The sequence below is a fragment of the Histidinibacterium lentulum genome, from assembly GCF_003789055.1.
In the GTDB taxonomy this organism is placed as follows: domain Bacteria; phylum Pseudomonadota; class Alphaproteobacteria; order Rhodobacterales; family Rhodobacteraceae; genus Oceanicola; species Oceanicola lentulus.
In genome coordinates this window covers 14755-40441 of sequence record NZ_ML119084.1, presented here as the reverse complement: position 1 = coordinate 40441, position 25687 = coordinate 14755, and the positions used below count along the sequence as shown (strand labels likewise).

At 69.1% G+C, this 25687-nt stretch carries 19 protein-coding genes; 7 read left to right on the top strand and 12 right to left on the bottom strand.

Annotated elements, in window-relative coordinates; all coding sequences use genetic code 11:
* Positions 1–303 precede the first annotated feature (303 nt).
* The 3 genes from EAT49_RS08385 to EAT49_RS08375 all read left to right on the top strand — a co-directional run bounded on the left by EAT49_RS08385 (position 304) and on the right by EAT49_RS08375 (position 4588).
* Positions 304–2412: a pentapeptide repeat-containing protein gene (locus tag EAT49_RS08385; RefSeq protein WP_123641870.1), complete on the top strand. Its 2109-nt coding sequence runs from the start codon at positions 304–306 to the stop codon at positions 2410–2412.
* A 155-nt stretch (positions 2413–2567) separates the two neighbouring features.
* Positions 2568–3857: a serine--tRNA ligase gene (gene serS / locus EAT49_RS08380; RefSeq protein WP_123641869.1), complete on the top strand. Its 1290-nt coding sequence runs from the start codon at positions 2568–2570 to the stop codon at positions 3855–3857.
* A gap of 20 nt (positions 3858–3877) precedes the next feature.
* Positions 3878–4588 (top strand): hypothetical protein, encoded by a 711-nt coding sequence (locus tag EAT49_RS08375; RefSeq protein ID WP_123641868.1) that lies wholly within the window; start codon positions 3878–3880, stop codon positions 4586–4588.
* A gap of 63 nt (positions 4589–4651) precedes the next feature.
* On the opposite strand, the gene der is transcribed toward EAT49_RS08375, so the two are convergent.
* The 3 genes from der to EAT49_RS08360 are packed head-to-tail and all read right to left on the bottom strand — an operon-like array spanning position 4652 to position 8202.
* On the bottom strand, positions 4652–6118 hold the full coding sequence (gene der / locus EAT49_RS08370) for a ribosome biogenesis GTPase Der (protein ID WP_123641867.1): 1467 nt from the start codon (positions 6116–6118) through the stop codon (positions 4652–4654).
* Positions 6119–6163: 45 nt separating this feature from the next.
* Complete coding sequence (locus EAT49_RS08365) at positions 6164–7501, bottom strand: PQQ-binding-like beta-propeller repeat protein (RefSeq protein ID WP_185020702.1); 1338 nt, start codon at positions 7499–7501, stop codon at positions 6164–6166.
* A 23-nt stretch (positions 7502–7524) separates the two neighbouring features.
* The gene (locus EAT49_RS08360) at positions 7525–8202 is read right to left on the bottom strand and encodes a hypothetical protein (protein ID WP_123641866.1); all 678 of its coding nucleotides are present in this window, start codon (positions 8200–8202) and stop codon (positions 7525–7527) included.
* 312 nt (positions 8203–8514) lie between these two features.
* Here EAT49_RS08360 and EAT49_RS08355 point away from each other — a divergent pair, with 312 nt between their 5' ends.
* Both EAT49_RS08355 and EAT49_RS08350 read left to right on the top strand, forming a co-directional pair.
* On the top strand, positions 8515–9918 hold the full coding sequence (locus EAT49_RS08355) for an efflux RND transporter periplasmic adaptor subunit (protein WP_123641865.1): 1404 nt from the start codon (positions 8515–8517) through the stop codon (positions 9916–9918).
* Positions 9915–13718 carry an efflux RND transporter permease subunit gene (locus EAT49_RS08350; protein WP_123641864.1) on the top strand — a complete coding sequence of 1268 codons (3804 nt, stop codon included), beginning with the start codon at positions 9915–9917 and terminating at the stop codon, positions 13716–13718. Before EAT49_RS08355 ends, EAT49_RS08350 begins: the two co-directional genes overlap by 4 nt.
* A gap of 108 nt (positions 13719–13826) precedes the next feature.
* Here the strand turns inward: EAT49_RS08350 and EAT49_RS08345 are convergent, their stop codons facing one another.
* The 3 genes from EAT49_RS08345 to EAT49_RS08335 all read right to left on the bottom strand — a co-directional run bounded on the left by EAT49_RS08345 (position 13827) and on the right by EAT49_RS08335 (position 18102).
* Positions 13827–15023, bottom strand: coding sequence for a multidrug effflux MFS transporter (locus EAT49_RS08345; protein ID WP_123641863.1), 1197 nt, complete (start codon positions 15021–15023; stop codon positions 13827–13829).
* Positions 15024–15172: 149 nt separating this feature from the next.
* Positions 15173–16000, bottom strand: coding sequence for a DUF481 domain-containing protein (locus EAT49_RS08340; protein ID WP_123641862.1), 828 nt, complete (start codon positions 15998–16000; stop codon positions 15173–15175).
* A gap of 275 nt (positions 16001–16275) precedes the next feature.
* On the bottom strand, positions 16276–18102 hold the full coding sequence (locus EAT49_RS08335) for an ABCB family ABC transporter ATP-binding protein/permease (protein ID WP_123641861.1): 1827 nt from the start codon (positions 18100–18102) through the stop codon (positions 16276–16278).
* A 142-nt stretch (positions 18103–18244) separates the two neighbouring features.
* On the opposite strand from EAT49_RS08335, the gene EAT49_RS08330 reads away from it, so the two are divergent.
* Positions 18245–19489 (top strand): acyl-CoA dehydrogenase family protein, encoded by a 1245-nt coding sequence (locus EAT49_RS08330; protein ID WP_185020701.1) that lies wholly within the window; start codon positions 18245–18247, stop codon positions 19487–19489.
* Between the two features lie 46 nt (positions 19490–19535).
* Here the strand turns inward: EAT49_RS08330 and EAT49_RS08325 are convergent, their stop codons facing one another.
* Both EAT49_RS08325 and EAT49_RS21520 read right to left on the bottom strand, forming a co-directional pair.
* A complete protein-coding gene (locus tag EAT49_RS08325; RefSeq protein ID WP_185020700.1) occupies positions 19536–19931 on the bottom strand; it encodes a response regulator in 396 nt (131 codons plus the stop codon).
* A 97-nt stretch (positions 19932–20028) separates the two neighbouring features.
* Entirely contained in the window at positions 20029–22470 is a 2442-nt protein-coding gene (locus EAT49_RS21520; protein ID WP_246003801.1) for a LysM peptidoglycan-binding domain-containing protein, read from the bottom strand.
* A 115-nt stretch (positions 22471–22585) separates the two neighbouring features.
* On the opposite strand from EAT49_RS21520, the gene EAT49_RS08315 reads away from it, so the two are divergent.
* The gene (locus EAT49_RS08315) at positions 22586–23143 is read left to right on the top strand and encodes an LOG family protein (RefSeq protein WP_123641858.1); all 558 of its coding nucleotides are present in this window, start codon (positions 22586–22588) and stop codon (positions 23141–23143) included.
* On the opposite strand, the gene rarD is transcribed toward EAT49_RS08315, so the two are convergent.
* From rarD to EAT49_RS08295, 4 genes are all read right to left on the bottom strand, one after another.
* A complete protein-coding gene (gene rarD / locus EAT49_RS08310) occupies positions 23080–23982 on the bottom strand; it encodes an EamA family transporter RarD (RefSeq protein WP_123641857.1) in 903 nt (300 codons plus the stop codon). The two genes, EAT49_RS08315 and rarD, sit on opposite strands and share 64 nt — an antisense overlap.
* Before the next feature lie 40 nt (positions 23983–24022).
* Entirely contained in the window at positions 24023–24478 is a 456-nt protein-coding gene (locus EAT49_RS08305) for a host attachment family protein (RefSeq protein ID WP_123641856.1), read from the bottom strand.
* Position 24479: 1 nt separating this feature from the next.
* Positions 24480–24716 (bottom strand): hypothetical protein, encoded by a 237-nt coding sequence (locus EAT49_RS08300; RefSeq protein WP_123641855.1) that lies wholly within the window; start codon positions 24714–24716, stop codon positions 24480–24482.
* Positions 24717–24888: 172 nt separating this feature from the next.
* Positions 24889–25488, bottom strand: a complete 600-nt coding sequence (locus tag EAT49_RS08295; protein WP_123641854.1) for a superoxide dismutase — start codon at positions 25486–25488, stop codon at positions 24889–24891.
* Positions 25489–25687 lie beyond the last annotated feature (199 nt).

Genomic DNA, 25687 nt, shown 5'->3' with positions numbered 1-25687 from the left:
CCCAATCGCCAAACCCCGCCCCCAGACACTCGAAGCCGCGCGTCGACGGGCCGCGGACCGGCGATCCAACGCCCGAGCGGCAGTCCTTTATCTCAGCCACCCCGCAAACCGCCCAAGCGGCGCACCATCGTCACCCAATCGCCGGGCCGAGGGGGCGGCCCGGCGATGCGCGGCGGCCTGCGGCCTTGAGTCCGCGCGGGCAGAGGTCAACACGCCATCTCATTGATGACAAAGAAGTAGCGCGAACTGCAGGCTTGATCTCCGGCAAGGCGCAGGCAAGGCTCACCCAAGGGAACAGGGCCAGTGACGGACGAGTACCAGCGCGCCTTCTACATCTTCGTGATCGCCTGCGCCGCGATCCCCGTCCTGCTGGCCATCGCAGTGGGCGTGTTCTCCCTCGGAGACAGCACCACCCGCCGGGACATTGCCAGGAAAACGAAACTGGACCTTCTGCCAGCCCCGATCCGCCGCCTCGCCTATGCCGCAGGCGCGCTCGCGCTGTTCCTCTGGACGTCCCTCGTCGCCGTCGCCGTCTGCGGCCTGATCCTGACCCTCGTCGTCACCCTCTTCCGCCTCGTCCCCGACACGACGCCGCTGGGCCGGTTCTTCCCCGACACCGGCAACTGGCGACTCGAACTCTTCCTGATCGCCGCCCTCACCGGAACGCTCGGCGCGATGATCGCCTTCCCCTTCACCATCGCCCGCGTCCTCTTCACCCGCCGCCAGACCGTCGCGCAGGAAGAGGACCTGCTCACCAAGCGCATCAACGAGGCGGTCGAGGGGCTGGGCGCGGAGAAGGAGGTGAGCCGAATCGGACGCTCCCTCCGCGTCTACACCGGCACGAGCTATTCGAAGGCCATGCACGTCGCGCCGTTCCAGGAGCCAGACCTTCCGCACCTGTCTATCCTCAAGGCGCGCGAGGCGGTCGAGGTCGAGGAAGACGGCGTCACCGAGGAAAAGCGCCTCATCCGCTACACACAATGGACACGGGAGGAGACCCGCATCCACTGGCAGGACGCCGCCCTGCCGGTCAGCGCGGGCGAAGGCGTCGGCCATTACGGCGACTGGATGGCCCTCGCCCGCACCGAGCCCAACCTCGAAGTCCGCACCGGCGCCATCCTAGCCCTCGAGCGCCTCGCGCAGAAAAACCTCTCGGTCCACGTCCAGATCATGCAGATCCTCTGCGCCTACATCCGCGAGAACGCCGCCTTCTCCGGCCCCACCAGCCCGGGCGGCGCTCTGATGTCTCCTGACGACCTGCCGAAGAAGGAGAAGGTGGAGGATCGCGAGCTTCTCCCAATTAATGCTCAATGGGCGAAGGTTCGCGCCTACAATCACCAATTCGTCTCCTTCCGCACCGACATTCGCACCGCGCTAGATGTTCTCTCCCGGCGTTTTGCAAATTCCAGTCAGCCTACGCCGGAGACCGACTGGCAAGACAACCTTGCTGGCCGGACTTTCGGGGCGCTAATCCCACCCCTGAACGAGGTCTTAAACGGTACAAAACCTGCAGACTTCCTCCGAGCCGGTGATGTCCGTATCATTTACCCGTCCTTCAAGGGCTACCGCCCAAACCTTCGCGGCGCCGACCTCCGCTTCGCCGATCTAGGAGGTCTGGACCTGCGCGGGGCGGTCCTCGAAAAGGCGCGGATGCAGGGGGCAAATCTCTTCAAGGCAAAAATTCAGGAGGCAGTCCTTAGCGGAGCGCAGATGCAAGGGACGGACCTCGAAGGAGCGCTCATGCAGCACGCGAACTTATCCATGGCGCAGATGCAGGGCTCGAATCTCATCGAGGCGCAAATGCAGAACACGCTACTCTTTAGCGTGCGGATGCATGGGGCGACACTCCGCGAGGCGAAGTTGCAGAGCGCGAGTTTGTTTGGAGTGGAGATGCAGGGGGTGACGCTAGTCAAGGCGCAGTTGCAGAGGGCAGTCCTCATTGGTGCGACGATGCAGGAGGCAGACCTCGGCGGGGCACAGATGCAACGGGCGACCGTCATGGGAGCGCAGATGCAAGGGGCGGGTCTTCGCGGGGCGCAGATGCAGGGGGCGGTCCTCCTCGGGGCGCAGATGGACGACCACACCGACCTCAGTGCGGCTACCCTCCGAGGTGCCGCCCTGAGAGCGCTGGACGCAACCACGATGGCGAGCTTGCAGCCGTTTTGGCACGATGTTTTCTCCGACATGGCCCTGCCGGAAGGCGCCCAGCGTCCTGCCCACTGGCCCCCGACGCCGCCCGAGGACTTCGACACCGCCTGGCGCGCCTGGCAGGCGACCCTCCCCGAAGGCTGGGACCGGACCTGGCCCGAGGACGATGGCCGGCCCGATGAAGACTGGAGCGACGCCTACCGCGACTTCCGCGCCCGCTGGGACGCCGCCACCCGCGGCAAGGCCCCGCCGGAAAATGGTTAACGCCCCAGCCCGTCCACAGAGATTATAACTCTATTACAATCCCTTGCACGAGCGTCCACGTGTGGACGCCCCCCCAAACTCCCCTTCAGCCCCCCTTCCCCCCCCACCCGAAACCGGGCATATCCCGCCCCGAGACATCCCGACGGGAGAGCCCCATGCATGACATCCGCCTGATCCGCGAAGACCCGGCCGCCTTCGATGCCGCCCTCTCCCGCCGCGGCCTCGGCCCCGCCTCGCCCGAGATCCTCGCCCTCGACGAGGCCCGCCGCGCCGCGATCCAGGCCGCCGAGACCGCCAAGGCCGACGCCAACAAGGCCGCCAAGGACATCGGCGCCGCCAAGGCTAGAGGCGACGAGGCCGCCTTCGACTCCCTCCGCGCCGAGGTCGCCGCGAAAAAGGCCGACACCGCCCGCCTCCAGGAGGAAGCCAAGGCGAAGGACGCCGAACTTCACGACCTCCTCCTCGCCCTGCCGAACCTTCCCTATGCGGACGTCCCCGACGGCGCCTCCGAGGACGACAATGTCGAGCTGAAAAGCTGGGGCACCCCCCGCGCGCTCCCTTTCGAACCGAAGGAGCACTACGACATCCCCGCCGCCAAACCCGGCATGGATTTCGAGACCGCCGCGAAACTCTCCGGCTCCCGCTTCGTCCTGCTCTCGGGCGCCATGGCGCGCCTCCACCGCGCGCTCGCCCAGTTCATGCTCGACCTGCACACGACCCAGCACGGGCTCGCCGAGACGATGACCCCCGTCCTCGTCCGCGACGAGGCGATGCTCGGCACCGGCCAGCTGCCGAAGTTCGGCGAGGACAGCTACCAGACCCGCGAAGGCTGGTGGCTCATCCCCACCTCCGAGGTGACGCTCACGAACATCGTCGCCGGCGTCACCCTCGACGCCGCCCGCCTGCCGCTCCGCTTCGTCAGCCACACCCAATGCTTCCGCTCCGAGGCGGGCAGCGCCGGCCGCGACACCACGGGCATGCTCCGCCAGCACCAGTTCGAGAAGGTGGAGATGGTCTCGATCACCCACCCGGACGAGAGCGAGGCCGAACACGCCCGCATGACCGCCTGTGCCGAGGCGGTGCTGGAGAAGCTGGAGCTGCCCTACCGCACCATGCTCCTCTGCGCAGGCGACATGGGCGCGGGCGCGCGGCGGACCCACGACATCGAGGTCTGGCTGCCGGGTCAGAACCGCTACCGCGAGATCAGCTCCGTCTCCACCTGCGGCGACTGGCAGGCCCGCCGCATGAACGCCCGCTTCAAGGAGGACGGCGGCAAGCCGCAGTTCCTCCACACGCTGAACGGCTCGGGCCTCGCCGTGGGCCGCACCCTGATCGCGGTGCTGGAGAACGGCCAGCAGGAGGACGGCTCGGTCACCCTCCCCGCCGCCCTGCGCCCCTGGATCGGCGGGGCGGAGCGAATCTCGTCCGCGGGCGTTCTGGAGTAAAGCCGGACGGAGCAAGAGCCATGCGCACCACCTTCCTGCCCTGGATCACGTTGATCCTGTCGCTGACCTTCGCGGGCGCACCCCTGGTGACGCCCCCCTTCCAGGGCTTCGACGGCGACCAGCTCCCCGTGCCGCAGGACAGCCCGCCCATCGAGCCGGCGGGCTATGCCTTCGCGATCTGGGGGCTGATCTACGCCTGGCTGATCCTGTCGTCCCTCTACGGCCTGCGCGTGCGCCGCGACGACCCGGCCTGGACGGCACCCCGTATCTGGCTCTCCGCCTCCCTCTTGATCGGCACGCCCTGGCTCTGGGTCGCGCAGCATTCCGCCATCTGGGCGAGCATCCTGATCGTCCTCATGGCCGCCACCGCCGTGATGGCGGCGAAACAGGCACCGGTCTGGGACCGCTGGGTGCTTCTCGCGCCGGTCTCGGTCTACGCGGGCTGGCTGACCGCCGCGTCCTTCGTGTCGGTGGCGAGCACGCTGGCAGGGTACGGTATCCTCCTCGACGCCGCGGGCTGGGCCTGGGTCGGCATCCCCGCGGCGCTGGCGACGGCGGTGGCGCTGCAGACCTGGCTCGGCAAGGCGCCGGAATACGGCCTCACCGTCTGCTGGGCACTGGTGGCGGTGGCAGTGCAGAACTGGGACGCGCGGACAGCCCTCGCGCTTCTGGCAGCCGCGGGGGTGGTACTGGTCGGCGCGACGGCCTTGCGCAGCGCGCGGCTGGCCTGAGCCGGATCCGCTGAGCAAGATCCGCACGGGAGTCCGTTCGACACCTGGGTCAGGGTCCGACCGTCACCCCTTGTGCGGCGGCTTTCCGAGGTGCTTTCTCAGCCGCGAGGGCGTCGACTTCGTCCGTCCCTTGTAGGGGTTCCGGTCGCCCTGCCCCCGCAGCGTCAGCCGGATCGGCGTGCCCGGCATGTCGAAATCGAGCCGCAGCCCGTTCACGAGGTAGCGCTTGTAGGCCTCGGGCATCCTGTCGGGATGAGAACACATGACGACAAATCCAGGCGGACGGGTCTTGGCCTGGGTCGCGTAGCGCAGCTTGATCCGGCGTCCGCCCGGCGCGGGCGGCGGATGCGCCGTGACCATCTCCCCAAGCCAGCGATTGAGCGCCGCAGTGGGCACCCGCCGGTTCCAGACCGCATGGGCCGAGACGACCGCCTCTCGCAGCCGGTCGAGGCCGCGCCCCGTCCTGGCCGACACCGCCACCAGCGGAGCCCCCTTCAGTTGCGGCAGCAGCCGCTCGAATTCCTCGCGCAGCTGCGTCAGTCGACCCTGCTTGTCCGCCTCGAGATCCCACTTGTTGACCGCCACCACGACCGCGCGGCCTTCGCGCTCAGCCAGGTCCGCAATGCGCAGATCCTGGGTCTCGAAGGGGATCGCCGCATCGAGGAGAACCACCACGACCTCGGCGAACTTGACCGCCCTGAGCCCGTCCGCCACCGACATCTTCTCGAGCCTGTCCTGGACCTTGGCCTTCTTGCGCATGCCCGCGGTATCGAAAAGCCGCACCGGCACGCCGTCCCAGTCGAGCGAGAGCGAGATCGAATCCCGGGTGATCCCGGCCTCGGGCCCCGTCAGCAGCCGTTCCTCGCCCAGGATCCGGTTGATCAGCGTGGACTTGCCCGCATTGGGCCGTCCCACCACCGCGACCTGCAGCGGACGCCCAGGTCGCGGAGCCCAGTCGGGGGCGTCCTCTCCATCAATCACATCGACATCCGTGACCGGCGCCTCGTCGGCGATCACCGCCCGCCGCTCGGCCATGGCATCGGCGATCGGCATCAGCGCGGCATGGAGCTCCGCCATCCCCTCGCCATGCTCCGCCGAGAGCGGCACGGGCTCTCCCAGGCCCAGCCCGTAGGCCTCGAACACCCCCGCCTGCCCCGCGCGGCCCTCGCTCTTGTTGGCGGCAAGGATCACCCGCGCATTGGCCCGGCGCAGGATGTCGGCGAACACCTCGTCCGTCGGCGTCACCCCCATCCGCGCATCGATCACGAAGAGACAGGCGTCCGCCTCGGCCACCGCCCGCTCCGTCAGGCGGCGCATCCGGCCTTGGAGGCTGTCGTCGGTGACCTCCTCCAGACCCGCCGTGTCGATGACGGTGAACCGCAGGTCCCCCAGCCGCGCCTCGCCCTCGCGCAGGTCGCGCGTCACACCGGGCTGGTCGTCGACCAGCGCGAGCCGCTTTCCGACAAGCCGGTTGAAGAGGGTGGACTTGCCCACGTTGGGCCGGCCCACGATGGCGAGGGTGAAGGTCATGACCGCTCTCTGTCGCAGAAGCGCGACCGATACACCGCCCGGCGTTCAGCGGAAAGCGAGAAGTTGCCCCTCGCCCGACACGACATAGAGCGTCCCGCCCGCAACCACCGGGTTGCTCGTCGCGCCGCCCGGCAGCGCCGTTTCCGCGATCAGCCCGCCGGAGCGCGGATCGAAAGCCCTGAGCGCACCGTCCGAACCCGCCACATAGAGCCGTCCGCTCGCCAGAACCGGGCCGTAATGGGCAAAGATGCGGTCCCGCGTCGGCCCGAACAGGCCCCGCGTCTCGGGCCGCCAGGGCAGCTGGGTCCGCCACACGAGCCCGCCGGACGCCGCATCCCGGCGAACCAGCTGGTTCACGTCGTTCACGTAGAAGATCGACCCGCCCGCGGCCCAGACCGGGCTCACCGCGCCGTCGCGCACCGCCCAGATCTCGTCACCCGTGGCGAGATCGAGCGCCGCGAGCCGACCGGAGACATTGCCGGCATAAACCCGCCCGTCCGCGATCACCGGATCGCCGCCGATGTCCGAGATCGTGGCCGCGGCGAACCCCGTCCGCTCGCCGACCACGTAAGCCGACCAGCGCTGCTGGCCGCCGATGGCGAAATGCGCCGCAACCTCCCCCGAGGACAGCGGAAAGAGCACCAGTCCGTCCGCCACGGCGGGTCCCGCCCCGCCCCCGGACCCTGCGGGCGAGGGCACGCCCGCCCGGGTCCAGGCGATACGGCCCGTCGCGCTGTCCACCGCCCAGGCGCGGCTGTCCCGGGAGGACACATAGACCAGATCGCCCGCCACGGTCGGCGCGGCTCCGCCGGCGGCGTCGAGGTCCTGCACCCAGAGCCGCGCGCCGGTCGCGGGATCGAGCGCCACCAGCTGGCCGAATCCCGTCGTGGCATAGAGCCGCCCGTTGCCATAGGCCAGCCCGCCGCCGGAGGCGTCCTGCAGCCGGTTCAGGTCGCGCCGCAGTTCGGACCGCCACAGAAGCTGGCCCGAGGCGCTGACCGCGCTGACCGAGCCGCGCGCATCCATGGCATAGATCGTCGAGCCCACCACCACCGGATCCCCGGTGATCCGCGCGCGGCGGCTGTCGCCCTCGCCGATCGGCGCCGCGAAGGCGAGCGTGAGCCCCCCGCCCGGCAACGCCAGATGGCCGATGGCATGGCGCGCATTGCCGCCGCGATGGGTCCAGCTCTGGTTCAGCTGCGCGGCAGGCAGGGCCAGCGGCCGCTGCACGGCCACCTCCGCCCCATCGCTTCGCATCGCACCGAAACTCACCGCACGGGGATCCTCGCGCACGCCCGGCAGGATCACCTCGCGCTCACCGCAGGACGCCAGACCGACAAGCGCCAGCAGAAGAAACCCGATCCGCCTGCCCGTGCCCGTCATGCCCGCTCCCATCGCCCGGCCCGTCATTCGGGGCTTTCGTTCGTCCCGGCGGCCCCGCTGCCCGGAGTGCCGCCGAGCGCCACAATCAGGGCCGAGGCGCGATCGCGCAAGCCCCCGCTGACCTCGGCGTCCTCGACCAGCAGGGACAGGGTGGCGAGCGCGTCCTCCGTCTGCCCCGCCGCCACCTGCGCCAGGGCCTGCGCCTCCAGCGCCACGAGCCGGAACGGCGCGCCGGGCTGAGCCAGGGGCTCCAGCGCCGAGGCACGATCCGCGGGAGAGAGACCCTCGTCGAGCAGCAACGCCTTGAGTTGCGCGAGTTCGCGGTAGATCGGCTGCGCGTTCATGTTGGTGGCCACGCCCTCGAGGGTCGCCACGGCGGCGGCCGTCTCTCCCGCCTCTTCCTGCGCCGCGGCCGTCAGCAACCCCGCCACCGCCGACGCGGGGCCGTCGACCTCGACCGCGGCGAGCGCCTCGGCACGCGCCGCCGGGTCCGACACCTCGAGCGCCGCCAGCAGAGCGTCGCCCCGGGCCTGCGCCGCCTGCATCTCCCGTGCGTTGGACACCTGCTGCCAGGCCGTGCCGCCGACCACGAGGATCACCAGCAGGATCGCCACCCAGCCCCATCGCCGCAGGGTCGCATAGAGACGGTCGCGGCGAACCTCTTCGGTCACCTCGTCGATAAAGCTGTCGGGATTGCTCACCTGACCTCCTTCGGCACGCGGCCTTTGGCGGACCTCTTACCCTCAAGCCCCGCGGCGGGACAAGTCCTGCGCCGATCGCCTCCGTCCCGGCGGCATCGGCCCCGAACCGGGCAGCGCGCGCCGCGATGCAGAATTTTTTGGCAGACCGCTTCGCCGAAACATCTGAACCGCTTCGTTCAGCGTAAGATGTGCACGAGGGGCTTGCGGCAGGCGCAGAAGTCGCTAAGTCACCTCGCAGAAACTGAACCAATCGGTTCAGATTTGCCGCACCACACACGGCTCCGCACGACAGGGAAGAAGGCCACCGACCCGATGCGCATCATGCCCCTTCTGCTGGCCCTGCTGGTGTCCGCTGCGCTTTATTTCGTCGTGATCGACCGAGACGCGCTGCTGGCCTTCGCCCAGGTGGAGCGCGACACGAGCGCCGAAGCCGAGGACGTGGCCGCAGAGCCGGCCCAGCCTGCGATCCGCGTCGTCGCGACGACGAGCACCGCCCAGACGATCGACAGCGGCGTCGTGCTGCGCGGCCGGACCGAAGCGGCGCGCAGCGTCGAGGTGCGGGCGGAAACCTCCGGTCTCGTGATCTCCGAGCCGAAACGCGCAGGCGCGCTTGTCGAGGCCGGCGACCTTCTGTGCGAACTCGACCCCGGCACGCGCGAAGCCCAGCTCGAAGAGGCGCGCGGCCGGCTCCTCGAGGCACGCTCCCGCCTTCCCGAGGCCGAGGCGCGGGTTCCCGCCGCCCGCGCGACCCTCGCCGAAGCAGAGGCGCGCGTGGCGGAATCGGAATCGCGCCTGACCGAGGCCCGCGCCCGTCTCAACGAGGCGCAGATCAACGCCAATGCCGCGACCCAGCTCAGCGAGGGCGGCTTCGCCTCCGAGACCCGCGTCGCAAATGCCGAGGCCGCTCTCGAAAGCGCCCGCGCCGCCGTGTCCTCCGCCGAGGCCACGCTGAAATCCGTCGAGGCACAGATCATCTCCGCCGAAGCCGGTATCGAGGGCGCCGAGGCCGCGGTCGAGAGCGCCCGCGCCGGCATCCGGTCCGCCGAGGCCAACGTGGCCTCCGCCGAAGAGGCGATTTCGCAGCTGACCATCGCCGCGCCCTTCGGCGGCCTTCTCGAGACCGACACCGCGGAGCTCGGCTCGCTCCTTCAGCCCGGCGGTCTCTGCGCCACCGTGATCCAGCTCGACCCGATCAAGCTCGTGGGCTTCGTCCCCGAGGCCGAGGTCGACAAGCTCGAGACCGGCGCCATGGCCGGCGCGCGGCTGTCCTCGGGCCGCGAGGTGACCGGTGAGGTGACCTTCCTGTCCCGCTCCGCCGACGAGACCACCCGCACCTTCCGGGTGGAGATCACCGCCGACAACAGCGACCTGTCGATCCGCGACGGCCAGACCGCGAACATCGTGATCCGCGCCGAGGGCGAGTCGGCCCACCTGCTGCCGCAATCGGCCCTCACCCTCGACGATAACGGCCAGCTCGGGGTGCGCACCGTCGCCGAGGGCTCCGTCGCGCAGTTCCGAGCCGTCACGATCCTGCGGGACACCCTCGAGGGGGTCTGGGCCACCGGCCTGCCCGAGACGGTGGACGTGATCGTCACCGGCCAGGAGTATGTGACCGACGGCGTGCCGGTCGACCCGACCTATCGCGACGCGACGACGCCGGAGGATGCCGCGGTGCCCGCCCTGGCCCCCGCGACTGACGAAGAGGCTGACGGATGACCGGACTCGTCGACTGGGCCGCCTCCCGGGCCCGCATGATCATCGCCTTCATCGCGGTCTCGCTGCTTGCGGGCGGCTTTGCCTATGTGAGCCTGCCCAAGGAGGGCGAGCCCGACATCGAGATTCCCGCGCTCTTCATCTCGGTGCCCTTCCCCGGCATTTCCGCCGAAGACAGCGAGAAGCTCCTCGTCAAGCCGATGGAGACCGAGCTCGCCGATATCGACGGGCTGAAGGAGATGAGCGCCACCGCGGCCGAAGGCTTCGCCGGGATCGCCATGGAATTCGAGTTCGGCTGGGACAAGCAGGCCGTGATCGCCGAGGTCCGCCAGGCGATGAACGACGCCGAGGCGCAGTTTCCCGAAGGCGCCGACGCCTACCAGATCGAGGAGATCAACTTCTCCGAGTTCCCGATCGTCATCGTGAACCTGACCGGCACCCTGCCCGAGCGGACGCTGCTTCGGGTGGCCAAGGACCTGCAGGACCGGATCGAGGCGCTCGACGCGGTGCAGGAGGCGGGCCTCGCCGGGCAGCGTGACGAGATGATCGAGGTGGTGATCGACCCGCTTCGGCTCGAGGCCTACAACGTCACCGCGGACGAACTGATCCGGGTGGTGACGAACAACAACCTCCTCGTCGCCGCCGGCGAGGTGGAGACCGAACAGGGCGCCTTCTCGGTCAAGATACCCTCATCCTTCAGCGGCCCCCGCGACATCTACGACCTGCCAGTGAAGACCAACGGCGACCGGGTCGTGACGCTGGGCAACCTCGCCACGATCCAGCTTACCTTCGAGGACCGCGCCGGAACCGCCAGGTTCAACGGCGAGAACACGGTCGCGCTGCAGGTGGTGAAGCGGAAGGGCTTCAACCTCATCGACACCGTCGAACTGGTGAAGGCCACCGTCGCCGAAGCCGAGGCGTCCTGGTCCGAGGACTTGCGCACGGCGATCACCGTGGGCACGTCCAACGACCAGTCCCGCCAGGTGGCCTCCATGGTCAGCCAGCTTGAAGGCTCGGTGCTGACCGCCATCGCGCTCGTGATGATCGTGGTCCTCGCCGCGCTCGGCCCGCGCCCGGCCCTGCTCGTGGGTTTCGCCATCCCCACGTCGTTCCTGCTATGCTTCGTGCTCTTCGGCGTCATGGGCATCACCATCTCGAACATCGTGATGTTCGGCCTCATTCTCGCCGTGGGCATGCTGGTCGACGGCGCCATCGTGGTGGTCGAATACGCCGACAAGCGCATCCAGGAGGGCTCCGGCCCGATGACGGCCTATGTGGAGGCCGCCAAGCGCATGTTCTGGCCCATCGTGTCGTCCACCGCGACGACGCTCTGCGCGTTTCTTCCGATGCTGTTCTGGCCCGGCGTGGCGGGCGAGTTCATGGGGATGCTGCCTGTGACGCTGATCTTCGTGCTGGCGGCCTCGCTGATCGTGGCGCTGATCTTCCTGCCGGTCATGGGCGGGGTCACGGGCCGCATGTCTCGCAGCTTCAGCCGGGCCTCCGAGGGACTCCGCTCGACCCTGCCCTGGGTCCTCCGCGCAGCCCTCGTGCCCGTGGCGATGATGATGGTCTTCGCCGGGGCCATGCTGACCCTGAACCCGGGCTATTTCAGCGGGTCCGCGGTGCAGACCTCGGGCCTCTCCGACAGCCTGCCCGGCATCGTGCTCTTCCTCGCGGGCGCCGTGCTGACCTCGATCACCCTTTCCGCTGCGCGGATCGAGCGCCCGCCGCGCCGGGTCCGCGCCGGCTATCGCCGCAGCCCCTTCGGCCGGTTCATGTCCCTGATCGTGGCCAACCCCGTGATGCCCCTGGTGACCATCGCGGCCGTGCTCGGCTTCGTTGTCTTCACCTTCAGCTACTACGGCACGAACCAGAACGGCGTCGAGTTCTTCGTCGAGAGCGAGCCCGAACAGGGCACCGTCTACGTCCGCGCCCGCGGCAATCTCAGCCTCGCCGAGAAGGACGCCCTCGTCCGGCAGGCGGAGGAGATCGTCATGGCGCATCCCGGCGTGCGCAACGTCTTTTCCTTCGCCGGCGACGGCGGGCTGAACACCAATACCTCCGGCGGCGCCGTTCCGGGCGATACCGTGGGCCAGGTGCAGTTCGAGACCATCCCCTGGGAGGAGCGCTCCGACCGTCCCGATCTCGACGGCGACCTGATCATCGACGAACTCAACGCCGAGCTCGCCCGGATCCCCGGCATCGAGGCCGAGATCCTCGCCCTCGCCCAGGGTCCCGCCTCGGGAAAGCCCGTGCACCTGCGTCTGTCGGGCGACGACTGGGAGGCGCTGCGGGAGGCCACGCACGCGGCCCGCGCCCATTTCGAGGGGACGCCCGGTCTCGTCCAGATCGAGGACAGCCTGCCGCTCCCGGGCATCGACTGGCAGATCAACGTGGATGTGGAGGCCGCGGGCCGCTTCGGCGCCGACGTGGCCACGGTGGGCGCCATGGTGCAGCTGGTGACGAACGGGCTCGTCCTCGACACGATGCGCGTCCCCACCTCTGACGAAGAGATCGACATTCGCGTCCGCCTGCCCGAGGAGGACCGGGTCCTGTCGACCCTCGACACCCTGCGCGTCCGCACCGAACAGGGCCTGGTCCCGCTTTCGAACTTCGTCAGCCGCGAACCCGTGGCGAAGCTGGCCCAGATCGACCGGGCGAACCAGACCCGCTATTTCGACGTGAAGGCCGACGTGGAGCCCGGCATGGTGCGCATCGTCGGCGCCGCCTCGCAGGGATCCGAGGACGACCTCGATGCCGGCGCCGTCCTGACCGACGCTCCCGCATCGGAGGCGCCCACCCTCGGCTACGGCCGCATACTCGGCAGCGATGTGATGGAGCGTCCCGGCGCGGGGCCCGTCCTGACCCTGCCCAACGGCGACCGGATGCAGCTCTTGGAGATATCCGACGGCGTCGACTCCGCCGGGATCGAGCGCCGGCTCGCGGAGAACACCGCCCGAACCGTGACCGTCAACCCCAACGAGCGCATCGCCGAACTGACCCGCTGGCTGGAGACCGACCCCCTGCCCGCCTCCGTCAGCTGGCAGTGGACCGGCGACCAGGAGGACCAGGCCGAGAGCCAGGAATTCCTGATGACGGCCTTCGCCCTGGCGCTGGCTCTCATGTTCATCATCCTGCTCGCGCAGTTCAATTCCTTCTACAACGCGGTGCTGGTGCTGCTGGCCGTTGTGCTGTCCACCGCCGGGGTGCTCTGGGGCATGCTGATCATGGACCAGACCTTCTCGATCATCATGACCGGGACGGGGATCGTGGCGCTCGCGGGGATCGTGGTGAACAACAACATCGTGCTGATCGACACATACCAGGAGTATTCCTCCTACATGCCGCGCAACGAGGCGATCATCCGCACCGCCGAGGCGCGGATCCGCCCGGTGCTCCTGACCACGATCACCACCATGGCCGGTCTCACGCCGATGATGTTCGGCCTCAGCCTCGACTTCGTCGGCGGCGGCTACTCGATCAACAGCCCGACCGCGCTCTGGTGGAAACAGCTCGCCACCGCCGTCGTCTTCGGTCTCGGCACCGCGACCGTGTTGACGCTCGTCTTCACGCCCTCGCTTCTGGCCCTTCGGGTGTGGGTGACGACCTACGCGCAGTGGCTCGCCCGGGCGCTGGCGCGGCTGTCCTTCGGCCGCGGCAGCCGTGCCGCGCGCGACTGGGCCCTGGCCCGCGAAGCGCGCCGCATCCGCCATCCGGAAATCGTCTGGGCCGACGAAGACGACCTGCTGCCGCCTCGCGACGGCGACCTTGTCCCGGTCACCCCCCTCCGCGCCGCGGAATGACGGCCCCTCGGGAGACACCGTAGGCCGGGCCAAGGCCCGGCCAGTCGGACCAGTCCGGCCCCGCCTCCCCCTGGACCCGCCCGCAAGGGCGGGACGAGGCCGCCCCTCTCACACCGCCATCGCCCGCGCCCGCGCGATCCGCGGCAGCACCGTCAGCGCCAGCACCAGCGCAAGCAGCCCGCAGGCAGCGATCGCCGCCACCATCGGCAGCGCCGTGCCATCGAAGAACGGGCCCGCCAGCGTCAGGATCACCCCGCCCGTCACCATCTGCAGCGTGCCCCCGAGGGACGAGGCCAGCCCCGCGATCTCGCCATGGGGATCGAGCGCCGCGACCATGGTCGTGGGCACCACGAGCCCCAGAAAGGCGTTCCCGCAGAAGAGCATCGCCATGATCACCGGCAGCGTCCCCGCCCCCGCAACTACGAGCGCCGTCAGGGCACAGCCGAAGGCCGCGAAGCCGATCACCGCCGCCCGGATCACGGGCACCAGCCCGAACCGCTCGGTGATCGGCGCGGCGAGCTGGCTCATGCCGAAGAACCCCAGCGCGTTGACCGCGAAGGCCAGGCTGAACCCCACGGGGCTCAGGCCGAACTGCTCGGTATAGACATAGCTGGCCGAGGCGATGAACACGAAGAACGAGGCGAACCCGAACGCACCGATGAAGGTCAGACCCATGAAGGTCGCGTCGGACATCAGGATGCGCGCCCCCGCCACCATGGTGCGCAGCCGGATCGGCACGCGCCGTTCCGCGGGCAGCGTCTCGGGTAGCGCCAGCGCGGTCAGCGTGAGGCTGAGCGCCACCGCGCCGGCGAGCGCCCAGAACATGACCCGCCAGCCGCCCAGTGCCATCAGCCCCGCCCCCGCCAGAGGCGCCAGCATCGGCGAGACGGAGATCACAAGCATCACCAGCGCCATCAGCCGCGTGGCCTCCGGGCCCGTATGCAGGTCGCGGATGATCGCCCGCGGCGTGACCATCACCACCGCCGCACCGATCCCCTGCAGCGCCCGGAACGCCGTCAGGGTGCCCACGTCCGGCGCCATCGCGCAACCCGCCGAGGCAAGCGCGAAGATGCCGAGACCCACATAGATCGGCGGCTTGCGTCCGAAGCGGTCGCTCAGCGGCCCCCAGAAGAGCTGAGAGAGACCGAATGCCACGAAATAGAAGGTGAGCGTCATCTGCACCTCGGCCACGCTCGCCCCGAGGTCGGCGCCGATGACCGGCAGGCCGGGCAGGTACATGTCGATGGCGAAGGGGCCGACGGCGGCAAGAAAGCCCAGCACGAGGGCCGCGCGCAAAGTGGTCATGGGATGCTCCGATGTCGGGGTTCCCCGAAGGGCTAAACCGACCGGTTCAGATGGGCAAGCCCGACCGCCCCGGCCAGACGGCAAAAGGGCGGGGACCGCACGGTCCCCGCCCCTTCCACGACGCCGCCCGGCAGGCGGCGGACCACCGGTCAGTCGAAGCTGTAGACCAGCGACAGGCCGAAGGTATTGTCGGTATCCTCGCGACCCGGCACCGGGTCCGTGTGATACTCGGTCTGCACCGAGGTCCGCAGCGCCAGCCCGTCCGTGCCGATGGCGTAGTTGATCCCGAGATCGTTGAAGACCACCGTGTCGCTGTCCGATGCGATCACGTCCGTGTCGTTGCTGAAGACCACGCCCTCGGTGATCCGGGCGGAATAGTTCGACGACACCGACAGCGCGCTTTCCTCGAAATCCCGGTCGATCACGTCATCGAGCTCGGCGACCCGGTAGCCCGGCCCCGCCTGCACCGACCACTGCACGTCCGGCGTCGAGATCACGCGATAGCCGAGGCCGACGCCCACGAAGGTGTCCGTCTCGTAGCTCGAGAATTCGTCCACCGATCCCTGCAGCTTGGCGAAGGCGAAGAAGCGCGGGTTGAAGTCGCGCGTGTACTCGAGGTCGTAGAGCAGGCTCTCCTCGACCGTCACGCCCTCGTCCTCACCGTATCTGTAGCTCAGTTGAAGGCCGAACCCGTTGGTCCCGTCGAACCAGCTGTAGTTCGCGCCGATCCCGATATCGGTGCTCTCGGTATTGCCGTTCGAGGCCGAGGCCCGCAGAGCCAGCGAGCCGGAGAAACCCAGCTGGCGACCCTCGTTGCCGATCTGCGTATCGCGCTCGAAATCCTCGGCGATATCCTCGCGCAGCGCCTCGTTGCGCTCTTCCACGACGTCCGTTCCGGTGAAGACGGTCTCCTGCGCGGTCGCGGCGCTGGTGCCGGCGATCACCGCCGCGGCGGCGATAAGGCTGATCCTGTTCATGTCTCGGTCCCTTTCCTGTCTGGTCTGGTGGCAGGCCGATCTGCCTGCAAACCCCGAAGCCCCGGCCTCGAAGCATCCGGACAACCAACAGGAGCCAAGGTTCCCGGGGTCCTCTTCCCGCGCGCCCGCCGGCGCGGGCGTTGCCCCCGCGCGACAGCATCACCTCGAAATTTATTTGTAGTCAGTTACTTGGCTTGAAGTTGCGCGGCAGAGAGGTTGCCTCGCATCCTCGTGATGGAACAAATTGCAGCCTGCCCGACCTCGGGCGCCACTGCTCAGGCCGCCTCGTCCTCCTCGGCCGCCTGCCGAGCCCAGAGTTGCGCATAGCGCCCGTGGGCGGCCAGCAGGGCCTCATGGCTGCCCTCCTCCACGATTTCGCCCTGTTCCAGCACGACAATCCGGTCCGCATCGGCCACGGTCGATAGCCGGTGGGCGATGGTGATGACCGTCCGCCCGTGGCTCATCGCCTTCAGCTCGGCCTGGATCTCCCGTTCCGTGTCGGTGTCGAGCGCGCTCGTCGCCTCGTCCAGCACCAGAATCGGCGGGTCCTTCAGCAGCGTGCGCGCGATGCCCACGCGCTGCTTCTCGCCGCCCGACAGCTTCAGCCCCCGCTCTCCCACCTCGGTGTCGTAGCCTTTCGGCAGCGAGACGATGAAGTCATGCACCCGCGCCGCCCTGGCGGCGGCCTCCACCTCCTCGCGGGTGGCGCCGTCGCGGCCATAGGCGATGTTGTAATAGATCGTGTCGTTGAACAGCACCGTGTCCTGCGGCACCACCCCGATGTTGTCGTGCAGGCTCGCCAGCGTCACGTCCCGCACGTCCTGCCCGTCGATGGTCAACGCGCCGCCGGTCACATCGTAGAACCGGAACAGGAGCCGCCCGACCGTCGACTTGCCCGACCCGGTCTGCCCCACCAGAGCCACCGTCTGCCCTGCGGGCACGTCGATGGTGACGCCCTTCAGGATCTCCCTGTCCGGATCGTAACCGAACCTCACATCTTCCAGCCGCACATGCCCGCCCGCGACCTCGAGCGGCTTAGCCCCGGGCCTGTCCTGCACCTCGGCGGGCTGTTCGAGCAGGTCGAACATGTCGCCCATGTCGATCAGCGCCTGCCGGATTTCCCGGTAGACCGTCCCGAGAAAATTCAGCGGCATGGTGATCTGGATCATGTAGGCGTTGACCATCACGAAATCGCCCACCGTCAGCGCGCCGTTGGCCACGCCCACCGCCGCCATCACCATCACCGCCACGAGGCCGCCCGTGATGATGACGCTCTGCCCGAAGTTCAGGAACGCGAGCGAATAGTTCGTGCGCAGCGCCGCGTCCACGTATTGCTTCAGCGCCCCGTCATAGCGCCGCGTCTCCCGCTCCTCGGCGCCGAAATACTTCACCGTCTCGAAGTTCAGCAGGCTGTCGATCGCCTTCTGGTTCGCGTCGGTGTCCTGGTCGTTCATCACCTTGCGGATACGGACGCGCCATTCGGTCACCGCGAAGGTGAACCAGATGTAGAGGCCGATCACCACTGCGACGACGACGAGATACCAGATGTCGAAGAGGAAGAAGAGCACCACCCCGATCATCAGGAGTTCCAGCAGGAGCGGCCCGATGGAGAACAGCAGGAACCGCAGCAGGAACTCCACGCCCTTCACGCCGCGCTCTATGATCCGGCTGAGCCCGCCGGTCTTCCGCGTCAGGTGGAACCGCATCGAGAGCCGGTGGATGTGGGCGAAGGTCTCCAGCGCCAGCTGCCGGAGCGCCCTCTGTCCCACGCGGGCGAAGATCACGTCGCGCAGCTGCTGGAACCCGACGTTCAGGAGCCGCGCCCCGCCGTAGGCCACGGTCAGCCCCACCGCGCCCAGGGCAAGGAACCACGCGTCCCCCTCGCCCGCAAGCGCATCGACGGCGCCCTTGTAGAGGATGGGCGTCCCGACGGCGATCAGCTTCGCCACGAAGAGCACGGCCAGCGCCAGGATCACCCGGCGCTTCACCCAGCCCTCCCCCTCCGGCCAGAGATAGGGGGCAACCTTGCGGATCACTCTCAGCCCGCTGACCCGGTAATCCGGATCGAGATTCCTCGAGGTCTTTGACAGACGTCTGGCCATGACAGCTAGCTACTCCCTTGTCCCGCCCTGCGAAAGGCACAGCGGACCTCGCGCCGCCCGATGCCCCTTTCGCGGGACCGTCCCCGGCCCTAACCTGCCCGCCGCGGGGAGAGGCGCGCCAGGCGCCGCGCAGGGAGGAACCATGATCTACGCCGATGCCGGTCAACTGACCGAGGAACAGCGCATGATGCGCGACAGCTGCCGGGCCTTCGTCGACGATGTCGTCACGCCCTTCATCCGCCGGAACTGGCGCCAGGAATGGGACATGTCCCCAGGCGATCGCCTGCCGCCCTCGATCCTCGAAGGCGCCGAGGAAATCGGCATCCGCACTCTCGGCATTCCCGAGGAATACGGCGGCTTCGACCTCGACCAGGGCACCGAGGTCCGCACCTTCGCCCTGATCGCCGAGGAGGTCGCCCGCGGCGACAGCGGTCTCGCCGACAAGCTGGTGCAGAACTGGAAGGTCGCGATCCTCCTGCGCGAGCTCGCCGCACCCGAGACGCTGGCCGAGGTGTTCCCCAAGCTGCGCGCCGATCCGCAGTACCTCATGGCCCACGCCCTGACCGAGCCGCGTGGCGCCTCGGACCGCTGGCTACCCTACAACGTTCCCGAGGCGGCGATGCAGACCACCGCCCGTCAGGACGGGGACGGCTGGGTCCTCAATGGCACAAAACACTACATTTCCAACGGCTTCGACGCCAGTCTTTACGTCATCTACGCCAATACCGACCGCACGAAGGGCATGCTTCAGGGCACCTCCAGCTTCGTCGTGCCGCGGGACACGCCCGGCCTGCGGGTGACAAAGTGCAACGAGACCATCGGCTGCCGCTACATGAACAACGGCGAGATCGTGCTCGAGGAGTGCCGCCTGCCCGCCAGCGCGCTTCTGGTGCGCGACACCGCCCTCGGCGGGGCCGGCAAGTATTTCCGCGCCGGCAAGATCATCCAGGCCGCCAAGAACCTCGGTGTCGGCGTCGCCTGCTTCGAGCGCACCGCCGATTTCGTGCAGACCCATGTCCAGGGCGGCCGCATCCTCATCAAGCACCAGGCTGTCGCGGTGCGCCTCGCCGACATGGCCACGCGGATCGCCGCCGTTCGCGCCCTCGTCGAGAAGGCCTCCCTCGCGGTGGACGAGAACCGTCCCGAGATGGACGTCCTGTGCAACATGGCGAAGGTCTATGCTTCCGAGGAGATCATGAAGGTCGCCCAGCACATGCTCGAACTGCACGGCGGCCATGGCGCGATGCTGGAGAACGGGATCGAGAAGCTGTTCCGGGACGCGGCGATCTTCCTGCACATGGATGCCACCGTGGACATCAGCCACATGAAGATCGTCAAGGCGATGTATCCCGACACCGCCGGCGCCTACGCGGGTCCTGAAGGCTGATCCGCTCGCGGCCCGGCGCGCGCCCTGCGCTCCGGGCCGGCCCCGTTCAGCGGCCGCGCCGCTCCTGCGCCAGCCCATGCAGGGCCGACAGCATCTCGCTCAGGTTGACCGGCTTCTGGAGCACCGGCCCCGGCGGCAGCGAGGAGCCGACGAAATCCACGGTCCCACCGGTAACATAGAGATAGGGCACGCCGCGCACCTCGAGCGCGCGCGCCACTTCCCCGCTGGTTTCGCCGCCCAGGTTTGCATCGAGGATGGCCACGCCCGGCGTCCTGCTCTCCAGCGCCTCGAGCGCCTGGTCCGGCGACCGGAAGGGACCCAGCACCGCGTGGCCCTCGCCCTCGAGGAACGTCTCGAAGTCGAGGGCGATCAACGACTCGTCCTCCAGAATGAGGATCGGTCCGAGACAGGCCCGGTCTGCGGTCAGTTCTTCGAACGACATGGCGTCATCCTCCGTCATGCGGAAAGATAACGCGGTCGGGCACAAATCCGGTTCCCGAAGGTCCGTTAGGTCAGGCAAGGCGGGCGAAATCCTGCCTTCAGCCATCCTCGCCCGAGGGCAGGCGAAAGACCTGGCCGGGGTAAATCAGATCCGGATCGCGGATCAGGTCGCGGTTGGCTTCGAAGACCCGGACATAGAGGATGCCTTCGCCATAGCGCTCCTCCGCGATGGCCCAGAGCGTGTTCCCCGGCTGGACGGTCCGCACCGCGACGGAGAACCCGGCGCGGCTCGTCTCCTCCGCCATGACCCGCGCGATGGTCTCGGGCGCCTCCCGGCGGAACGGCGTCTCGATCCGGCTCAGGACCTCGCCGCCCGCATCCACCTCGTCGACCCGCAGCGTGTAGACGCCGGTGTCGATCTCGGGCAGTTCCAGCCGCCACTGTCCGTCCTCGGCGATCCGGGACGAACTGACGGGCGCATTGTCGATATAGACCTGGACGAACCCTCCAGAGGCCGCGCGCCCGCCCAACAGCACCTCGCCCTCGGGGTCATAGGTGATGGTATCGAGCGCCACGTTCGACATCACGTCCGGCGCGGCCTCGCCGCCCGTCGCCGGCTGCAGGATCCGCACGCCTTCGCTGTCCGCGACCATGACCGAAGGCGCCGCGGCGGGCGCCTCCGGGGCCGGGGCCTCTGCGGGCACGGTCACCTCCTCGGGCGGGACGATCCCGCTGCCATCGGGCGCGGGCGCGGTCGTCCGGTCGGGTTCCGGCTGAACGCCGGGCTCCGCGGCCTCGGGCAGATCCGCGGCCGCCACCCGCTCGGGCGCGGCTCCCTCCGCCGGCCCCTCGACCTGCGCGGTCGCGGGCTCGGGAGCGGAAAGTGCGGGGGCCTCGTCCAGCAGGTCCACTTCCGCCACCGCCGGAGCCCCCCGCCCCGCCGAAGCCTCCGACGGATCAGTCGCCCCGTCCGCCTCCGACACGTCACCGACCCCCGCAACCCGATCCGCAGCGGTCGGGGCGGATGGGTCTTCCGTCGTGATGCCGGAAATCGTAGCGGTCTCCTCCGGGTTGACCGGCGCCTCGCCCATCTGTTCCGCGGAGGTCAGGCGGTCGAGCACCCGCTCCGGCGCGCCGTCCTCGTCAATGAGCGCAGACGTCGCGCCGTCCTGCACCGGGCCCGGCTCCGGTCCGTCAGGAGCCACGGCGAGCGCCTCGGGCTCCTCCGGCAGGTCCGCGGCGGCCATCTCCGCCGATGCAGTGCTGTCCGCCTCCCCGGCCTGCACCGGCGCGACAGGCGCATCACCGGGCGTCGCCGATCCCACAGGCGAACCGGGCGCTACGGGCGCGGTCCCCTCGGCCTCGGGCTCCGCCAGGGCGAGATCCTCCCAGCCCGCCCCCGGCGCATCTGGCGGCGCCGCGACCAGGTCCCGGGCCTCCGGCGCAGAACTCCCCGCGAGCGAGGCCACCGCATCGCCCCCGGCCTCCGGCGCATCGGGCGCCACCGACGCCACATCTCCACCCCCGGGCGCGGCACTTCCCGCGAGCGAGGCGACCGCATCGCCGCCGGCCTCCGACGCACCAGGCGCCACCGACGCCACATCTCCGCCCCCGGGCGCGGCGCTTCCCGCGAGCGAGGCCACCGCATCGCCCCCGGCCTCCGGCACATCGGGCGCCACCGACGCCACATCTCCACCCTCCGGCGCGGCGCTCCCCGCGAGCGAGGCGACCGCATCGCCCCCGGCCTCCGACGCACCAGGCGCCACCGACGCCACATCTCCACCCTCCGGCGCGGCGCTTCCCGCGAGCGAGGCGACCGCAGCGCCCCCGGCATCCGGCGTATCGGGCGTCACCGACGCCACATCTCCACCCCCGGACGCAGAACTCCCCGTGAGCGAGGCCACCGCATCGTCTTCGGCTTCCGGCACATCGGGCGCCACCGACGCCACATCTCCACCCTCTGGCGCAGAACTCCCCGCGAGCGAGGCGACCGCATCGCCTCCGACCTCCGGCGCGCCGAACGGCGAAACGATCACGGTCTCGTCCGACCGCCGCGCCGCGCCGTCGGGATCAGCGAGCAGGGCCAGGGTGCGCGGCGCCGTGGACGGCTCGAGGTCCAGAAACGCCACGAACCGCCCCTGCGCATCGCTGTCCACCCGCAGCGTCTCCATTCCGTCGAGGACGAGCGCCACGGTCTCTCCCGGCTCCGCCTGCCCCGCCACGAGACCGCCGCCATCGGGCTCGATCCGCACGACGTCGAAGGACGGGAAACCGGCGGACCCGCCCTGTCCCGGTTCGTCCGTCCCCGTGGAGGCGGGCTCTTCGCTCCCTGCGACGGAGGCGGCCGCATCGGTGGGCACCGTGTCGGCCGGCGTTGCGGCCTCCTGCTCCCCCGGCGGTGCAGCGACCACCGCAGGCTCTCCCCGGAGCCGCGCAAGAATATCGGGATCCACTGCGATCACCACTCCGGCGACCGCGACCGCGCCTCCTGTTCCGAGCGCGACTATCTTCCAGATCGGCAAGGCCATGGCAGCAGCCACCCTGTATCCCGGGTCCCCCGGGGATGCCGTAGCGTTCCCGACGTTGAGCGACAATAGCAAGCGGGCTATGTGCGGTCAAAGCACCCGAACAGAGCCATTTCCGCACGGAGGCCCGATGACCAGCCCCACCCGTTCCGTCTGCGTCTACTGCGGCTCCCGAGAGGGCAGCCGGCCCGCCTACAGGGAAGCTGCCCTTGAGACCGGCCGGATGCTCGCCCGCAACGGCTGGCGGCTGGTCTACGGCGCGGGGGACGTGGGTCTCATGGGCGCCGTGGCCTCCGCGGCCATCGAGTCGGGCGGGCAGACGTTCGGCGTGATCCCCACCCACCTGATCCCGCGCGAGCGCGTGGCCACCGAAACCGGGCGCTACGTCGTCACCGAAACGATGCACGAGCGCAAGAAGGTGATGTTCATGAACGCCGAGGCCATCGTGCTGCTGCCCGGCGGCGCGGGGTCGCTCGACGAACTCTTCGAGGTGCTGACCTGGCGCCAGCTCGGGCTCCACGGCAAGCCGATCCTCCTCGTGGATATCGAAGGCTATTTCGGCCCGGTCACGGCCCTGATCGACCATGTGATCGCCGAAGGCTTCGCCGGGGCGGAGTTGCGCGACTACGTGATCGCCGTCCGGGACGTGGCCTCGCTCGAGGCCGCCCTCCGCGCCGACCTGTCCTGAGCCACCGCCGACACGGAATAGAGCGCCAGCGCCACCCAGATCGCCGGAAAGGCGATACCGTGCCAGAGCGTGAACGGCTCGGAGAATATCAGGACCGCGACGAAGAACTGCAGAGTGGGATTCAGATACTGCACCAGCCCCACGGTCGAGAGCTTGGCGCGCTTCGCGGCATAGGAGAAGAGGATCAGCGGCGTCGCCGTCAGCGGCCCCGACAGGGCCAGCAGCCCGTGCTCCCACAGTTCCGGCCCGGTCCCCCGCGCCCAGATCCAGACCACCGCGATCGGCGACAGCAGGACCACCTCCGCAGTGACCGACACCACCGGCCCGGCGGGCAGCCGCTTCTTCAGGAGCCCGTAGACCGAAAAGGTGACCGCGAGCAGCAGCGAGATCCACGGCGGCACGCCCAAGCCCAGCGTCAGCACGCTCACCGCCGCCGCGGCGAGGCCCACCGCCAGCCACTGCAGCCACGCCAGCCGCTCGCCGAAGACGACCCGCCCCAGCAGCACCGCCATCAGCGGAAAGACATAGTAGCCCAGCGAGGCCTCCAGCGCCCGGTCGTTGTGGACGGCGAAGATGAAGCCGAACCAGTTCGACCCGATGAAGAGGCCGGACAGCAGGATCAGCCCGGCCCGCTTCGGCGCGCCGAGCGCCTCGCGCAGCTTGCCGAGCCGCCCCTGTAGAGCCAGCACTCCCGCGAAGAAGGCGAAGGACCAGAGCGTGCGATAGGCCAGCACCTCGCCCGGGGTCACCCCCGTCAGGAGATCATAGTAGAGCGGCGACAACCCCCAGATGAGGCAGGCGCCGACCATCGCTCCGATTCCGCGCAGGTTGTCCGACATGCGCCCCCTTGGACACGCCCCGCGCCGATTGGCAAGCCGCTCAGGCCCCGGCGAGCTCCCGCTTCACGATCGTCTCGATCTCCCGCACCGGATGGTTCGTCAGCGTCTTCGGCACCTCGCCCACGACGCGGTCCGCCACCTCCTTGTGCATCTTGTCGCGGATCTCTCCCAGGACGCGCGGCGAGGCGACGAGCACGATCCGCTCGAACCTGTGCCGGTGCGCCATCTCGTAGAGCAGCTCCGCGAGATCGTCGGCAAAACGGTCCTTCGCCAGCTGGTGCCAGTCGGTCTCCTCCATGGCCGAGCGCTGCTGCACGCCCGTGTCCTGCATCCGCCCGGGCCGGTCGGTGCCCTGGTCGGTGTCCTTGGGGTTCTCCTGCTCCTCCTTGCCCACGACCTCCAGATTGGGGTCCTCGGCATCGGTAAGGTTCTTGAGAAAGAGCGCCTTCTCGCCGTCGGCGACCAGCACCCAGGTGTCCTGTGTCAGTCCCGCCATGTCAGCTCTTCCCTCCGTCGGTGCCGTGATGCCCGCCGAGGTTGCCCTCGCCTTCCTCGTCCTCCTTCGTGACGCGGGTCGCGCCGCCGCCCTTCACGGCCTGCTTCTCCTCGTCCCGCGTACCCACGTCGCGTTCTTCCCGGCCCTGCGCCCGGCCCGATTGCCCGGGCATGTCCTCGCGGTCGGTGAACGCTTCGGTTTCCTTGCGGCCGTCCTTGGACCTGTGCCGTTCCGCCATCGGAACCTCCTTTCGTCAGTCGAGAGGACAACCTTCCCGCCCCGCGCCCTGTTCCCCGACCGCGAAGGCCCGCACCCCGTTCCCGCTGGCGGGGCTTCAGCCCGGCCCGCGCCCCACGAAAAAGCCCCGGACATTCGCCCGGGGCCCTCCTGTCGCTGTCGTGCCCGCAGCCTCACATCCGGCTGGCGACATTCTCCCAGTTCACGAGGTGCTCAAGGAAATTGTCGAGATAGGCCGGCCGCTTGTTGCGGAAGTCGATGTAGTAGGAATGCTCCCACACGTCGCAGCCCAGAAGCGCGGTCTGGCCGAAGCAGAGCGGGTTCACGCCGTTCTCGGTCTTGGTCACCTTCAGCGACCCGTCGGTGTCCTTCACCAGCCAGCACCAGCCGGAGCCGAACTGCCCTGCGCCCGCCGCCTTGAACGCGTCCTTGAATGCATCGACCGAGCCGAAGCTCTCGGTAAGCGCGCTTTCCAGCTCGCTGGGCATGCCGACGGTGTCGGGCGTCATCATTTCCCAGAACTGGTTGTGGTTCCAGAACTGCGAGGCGTTGTTGAAAATGCCGTTCTGGGCGACCGCATTCGGATCGTAGGTGCCCTTGATGATCTCTTCGACCGACTTGCCCTCCCACTCGGTGCCGGCCACGGCCTTGTTGCCGTTGTCGACATAGGCCTTGTGGTGGATGTCGTGATGGTACTCGAGCGTCTCCTTGCTCATGCCCTTCCCGGCAAGCGCGTCATGGGCATAGGGAAGGTCGGGAAGTTCGAAAGCCATGGGGGTCTCCCTCGGTTTTATTGAATGGTGTCTCGCGTAGGGGACACAAAGCACGCCCTGCGTCAGGGTCAAGACGCAACCGCCCCGGCCCCGCCGAGGCGGACCGTCTGACAAACGTCACAGACGGCCCGCCGTTCCCCTCCGAAAGGCCCGTATCCGTAGACTTTTTACCTTGCGTCCGTATGCTCCGGCCGAACCG

Excerpts from the sequence above, each read along its gene's own strand:
- serS (WP_123641869.1), top strand. The coding sequence starts at position 2,568 with ATGCATGACATCCGCCTGATCCGCGAAGACCCGGCCGCCTTCGATGCC.
- EAT49_RS08375 (WP_123641868.1), top strand. The coding sequence starts at position 3,878 with ATGCGCACCACCTTCCTGCCCTGGATCACGTTGATCCTGTCGCTGACC.
- der (WP_123641867.1), bottom strand. The coding sequence starts at position 6,118 with ATGACCTTCACCCTCGCCATCGTGGGCCGGCCCAACGTGGGCAAGTCC.
- EAT49_RS08365 (WP_185020702.1), bottom strand. The coding sequence starts at position 7,501 with ATGACGGGCACGGGCAGGCGGATCGGGTTTCTTCTGCTGGCGCTTGTC.
- EAT49_RS08355 (WP_123641865.1), top strand. The coding sequence starts at position 8,515 with ATGCGCATCATGCCCCTTCTGCTGGCCCTGCTGGTGTCCGCTGCGCTT.
- EAT49_RS08350 (WP_123641864.1), top strand. The coding sequence starts at position 9,915 with ATGACCGGACTCGTCGACTGGGCCGCCTCCCGGGCCCGCATGATCATC.
- EAT49_RS08345 (WP_123641863.1), bottom strand. The coding sequence starts at position 15,023 with ATGACCACTTTGCGCGCGGCCCTCGTGCTGGGCTTTCTTGCCGCCGTC.
- EAT49_RS08340 (WP_123641862.1), bottom strand. The coding sequence starts at position 16,000 with ATGAACAGGATCAGCCTTATCGCCGCCGCGGCGGTGATCGCCGGCACC.
- EAT49_RS08335 (WP_123641861.1), bottom strand. The coding sequence starts at position 18,102 with ATGGCCAGACGTCTGTCAAAGACCTCGAGGAATCTCGATCCGGATTAC.
- EAT49_RS08330 (WP_185020701.1), top strand. The coding sequence starts at position 18,245 with ATGATCTACGCCGATGCCGGTCAACTGACCGAGGAACAGCGCATGATG.
- EAT49_RS08325 (WP_185020700.1), bottom strand. The coding sequence starts at position 19,931 with ATGTCGTTCGAAGAACTGACCGCAGACCGGGCCTGTCTCGGACCGATC.
- EAT49_RS08315 (WP_123641858.1), top strand. The coding sequence starts at position 22,586 with ATGACCAGCCCCACCCGTTCCGTCTGCGTCTACTGCGGCTCCCGAGAG.
- rarD (WP_123641857.1), bottom strand. The coding sequence starts at position 23,982 with ATGTCGGACAACCTGCGCGGAATCGGAGCGATGGTCGGCGCCTGCCTC.
- EAT49_RS08305 (WP_123641856.1), bottom strand. The coding sequence starts at position 24,478 with ATGGCGGGACTGACACAGGACACCTGGGTGCTGGTCGCCGACGGCGAG.
- EAT49_RS08300 (WP_123641855.1), bottom strand. The coding sequence starts at position 24,716 with ATGGCGGAACGGCACAGGTCCAAGGACGGCCGCAAGGAAACCGAAGCG.
- EAT49_RS08295 (WP_123641854.1), bottom strand. The coding sequence starts at position 25,488 with ATGGCTTTCGAACTTCCCGACCTTCCCTATGCCCATGACGCGCTTGCC.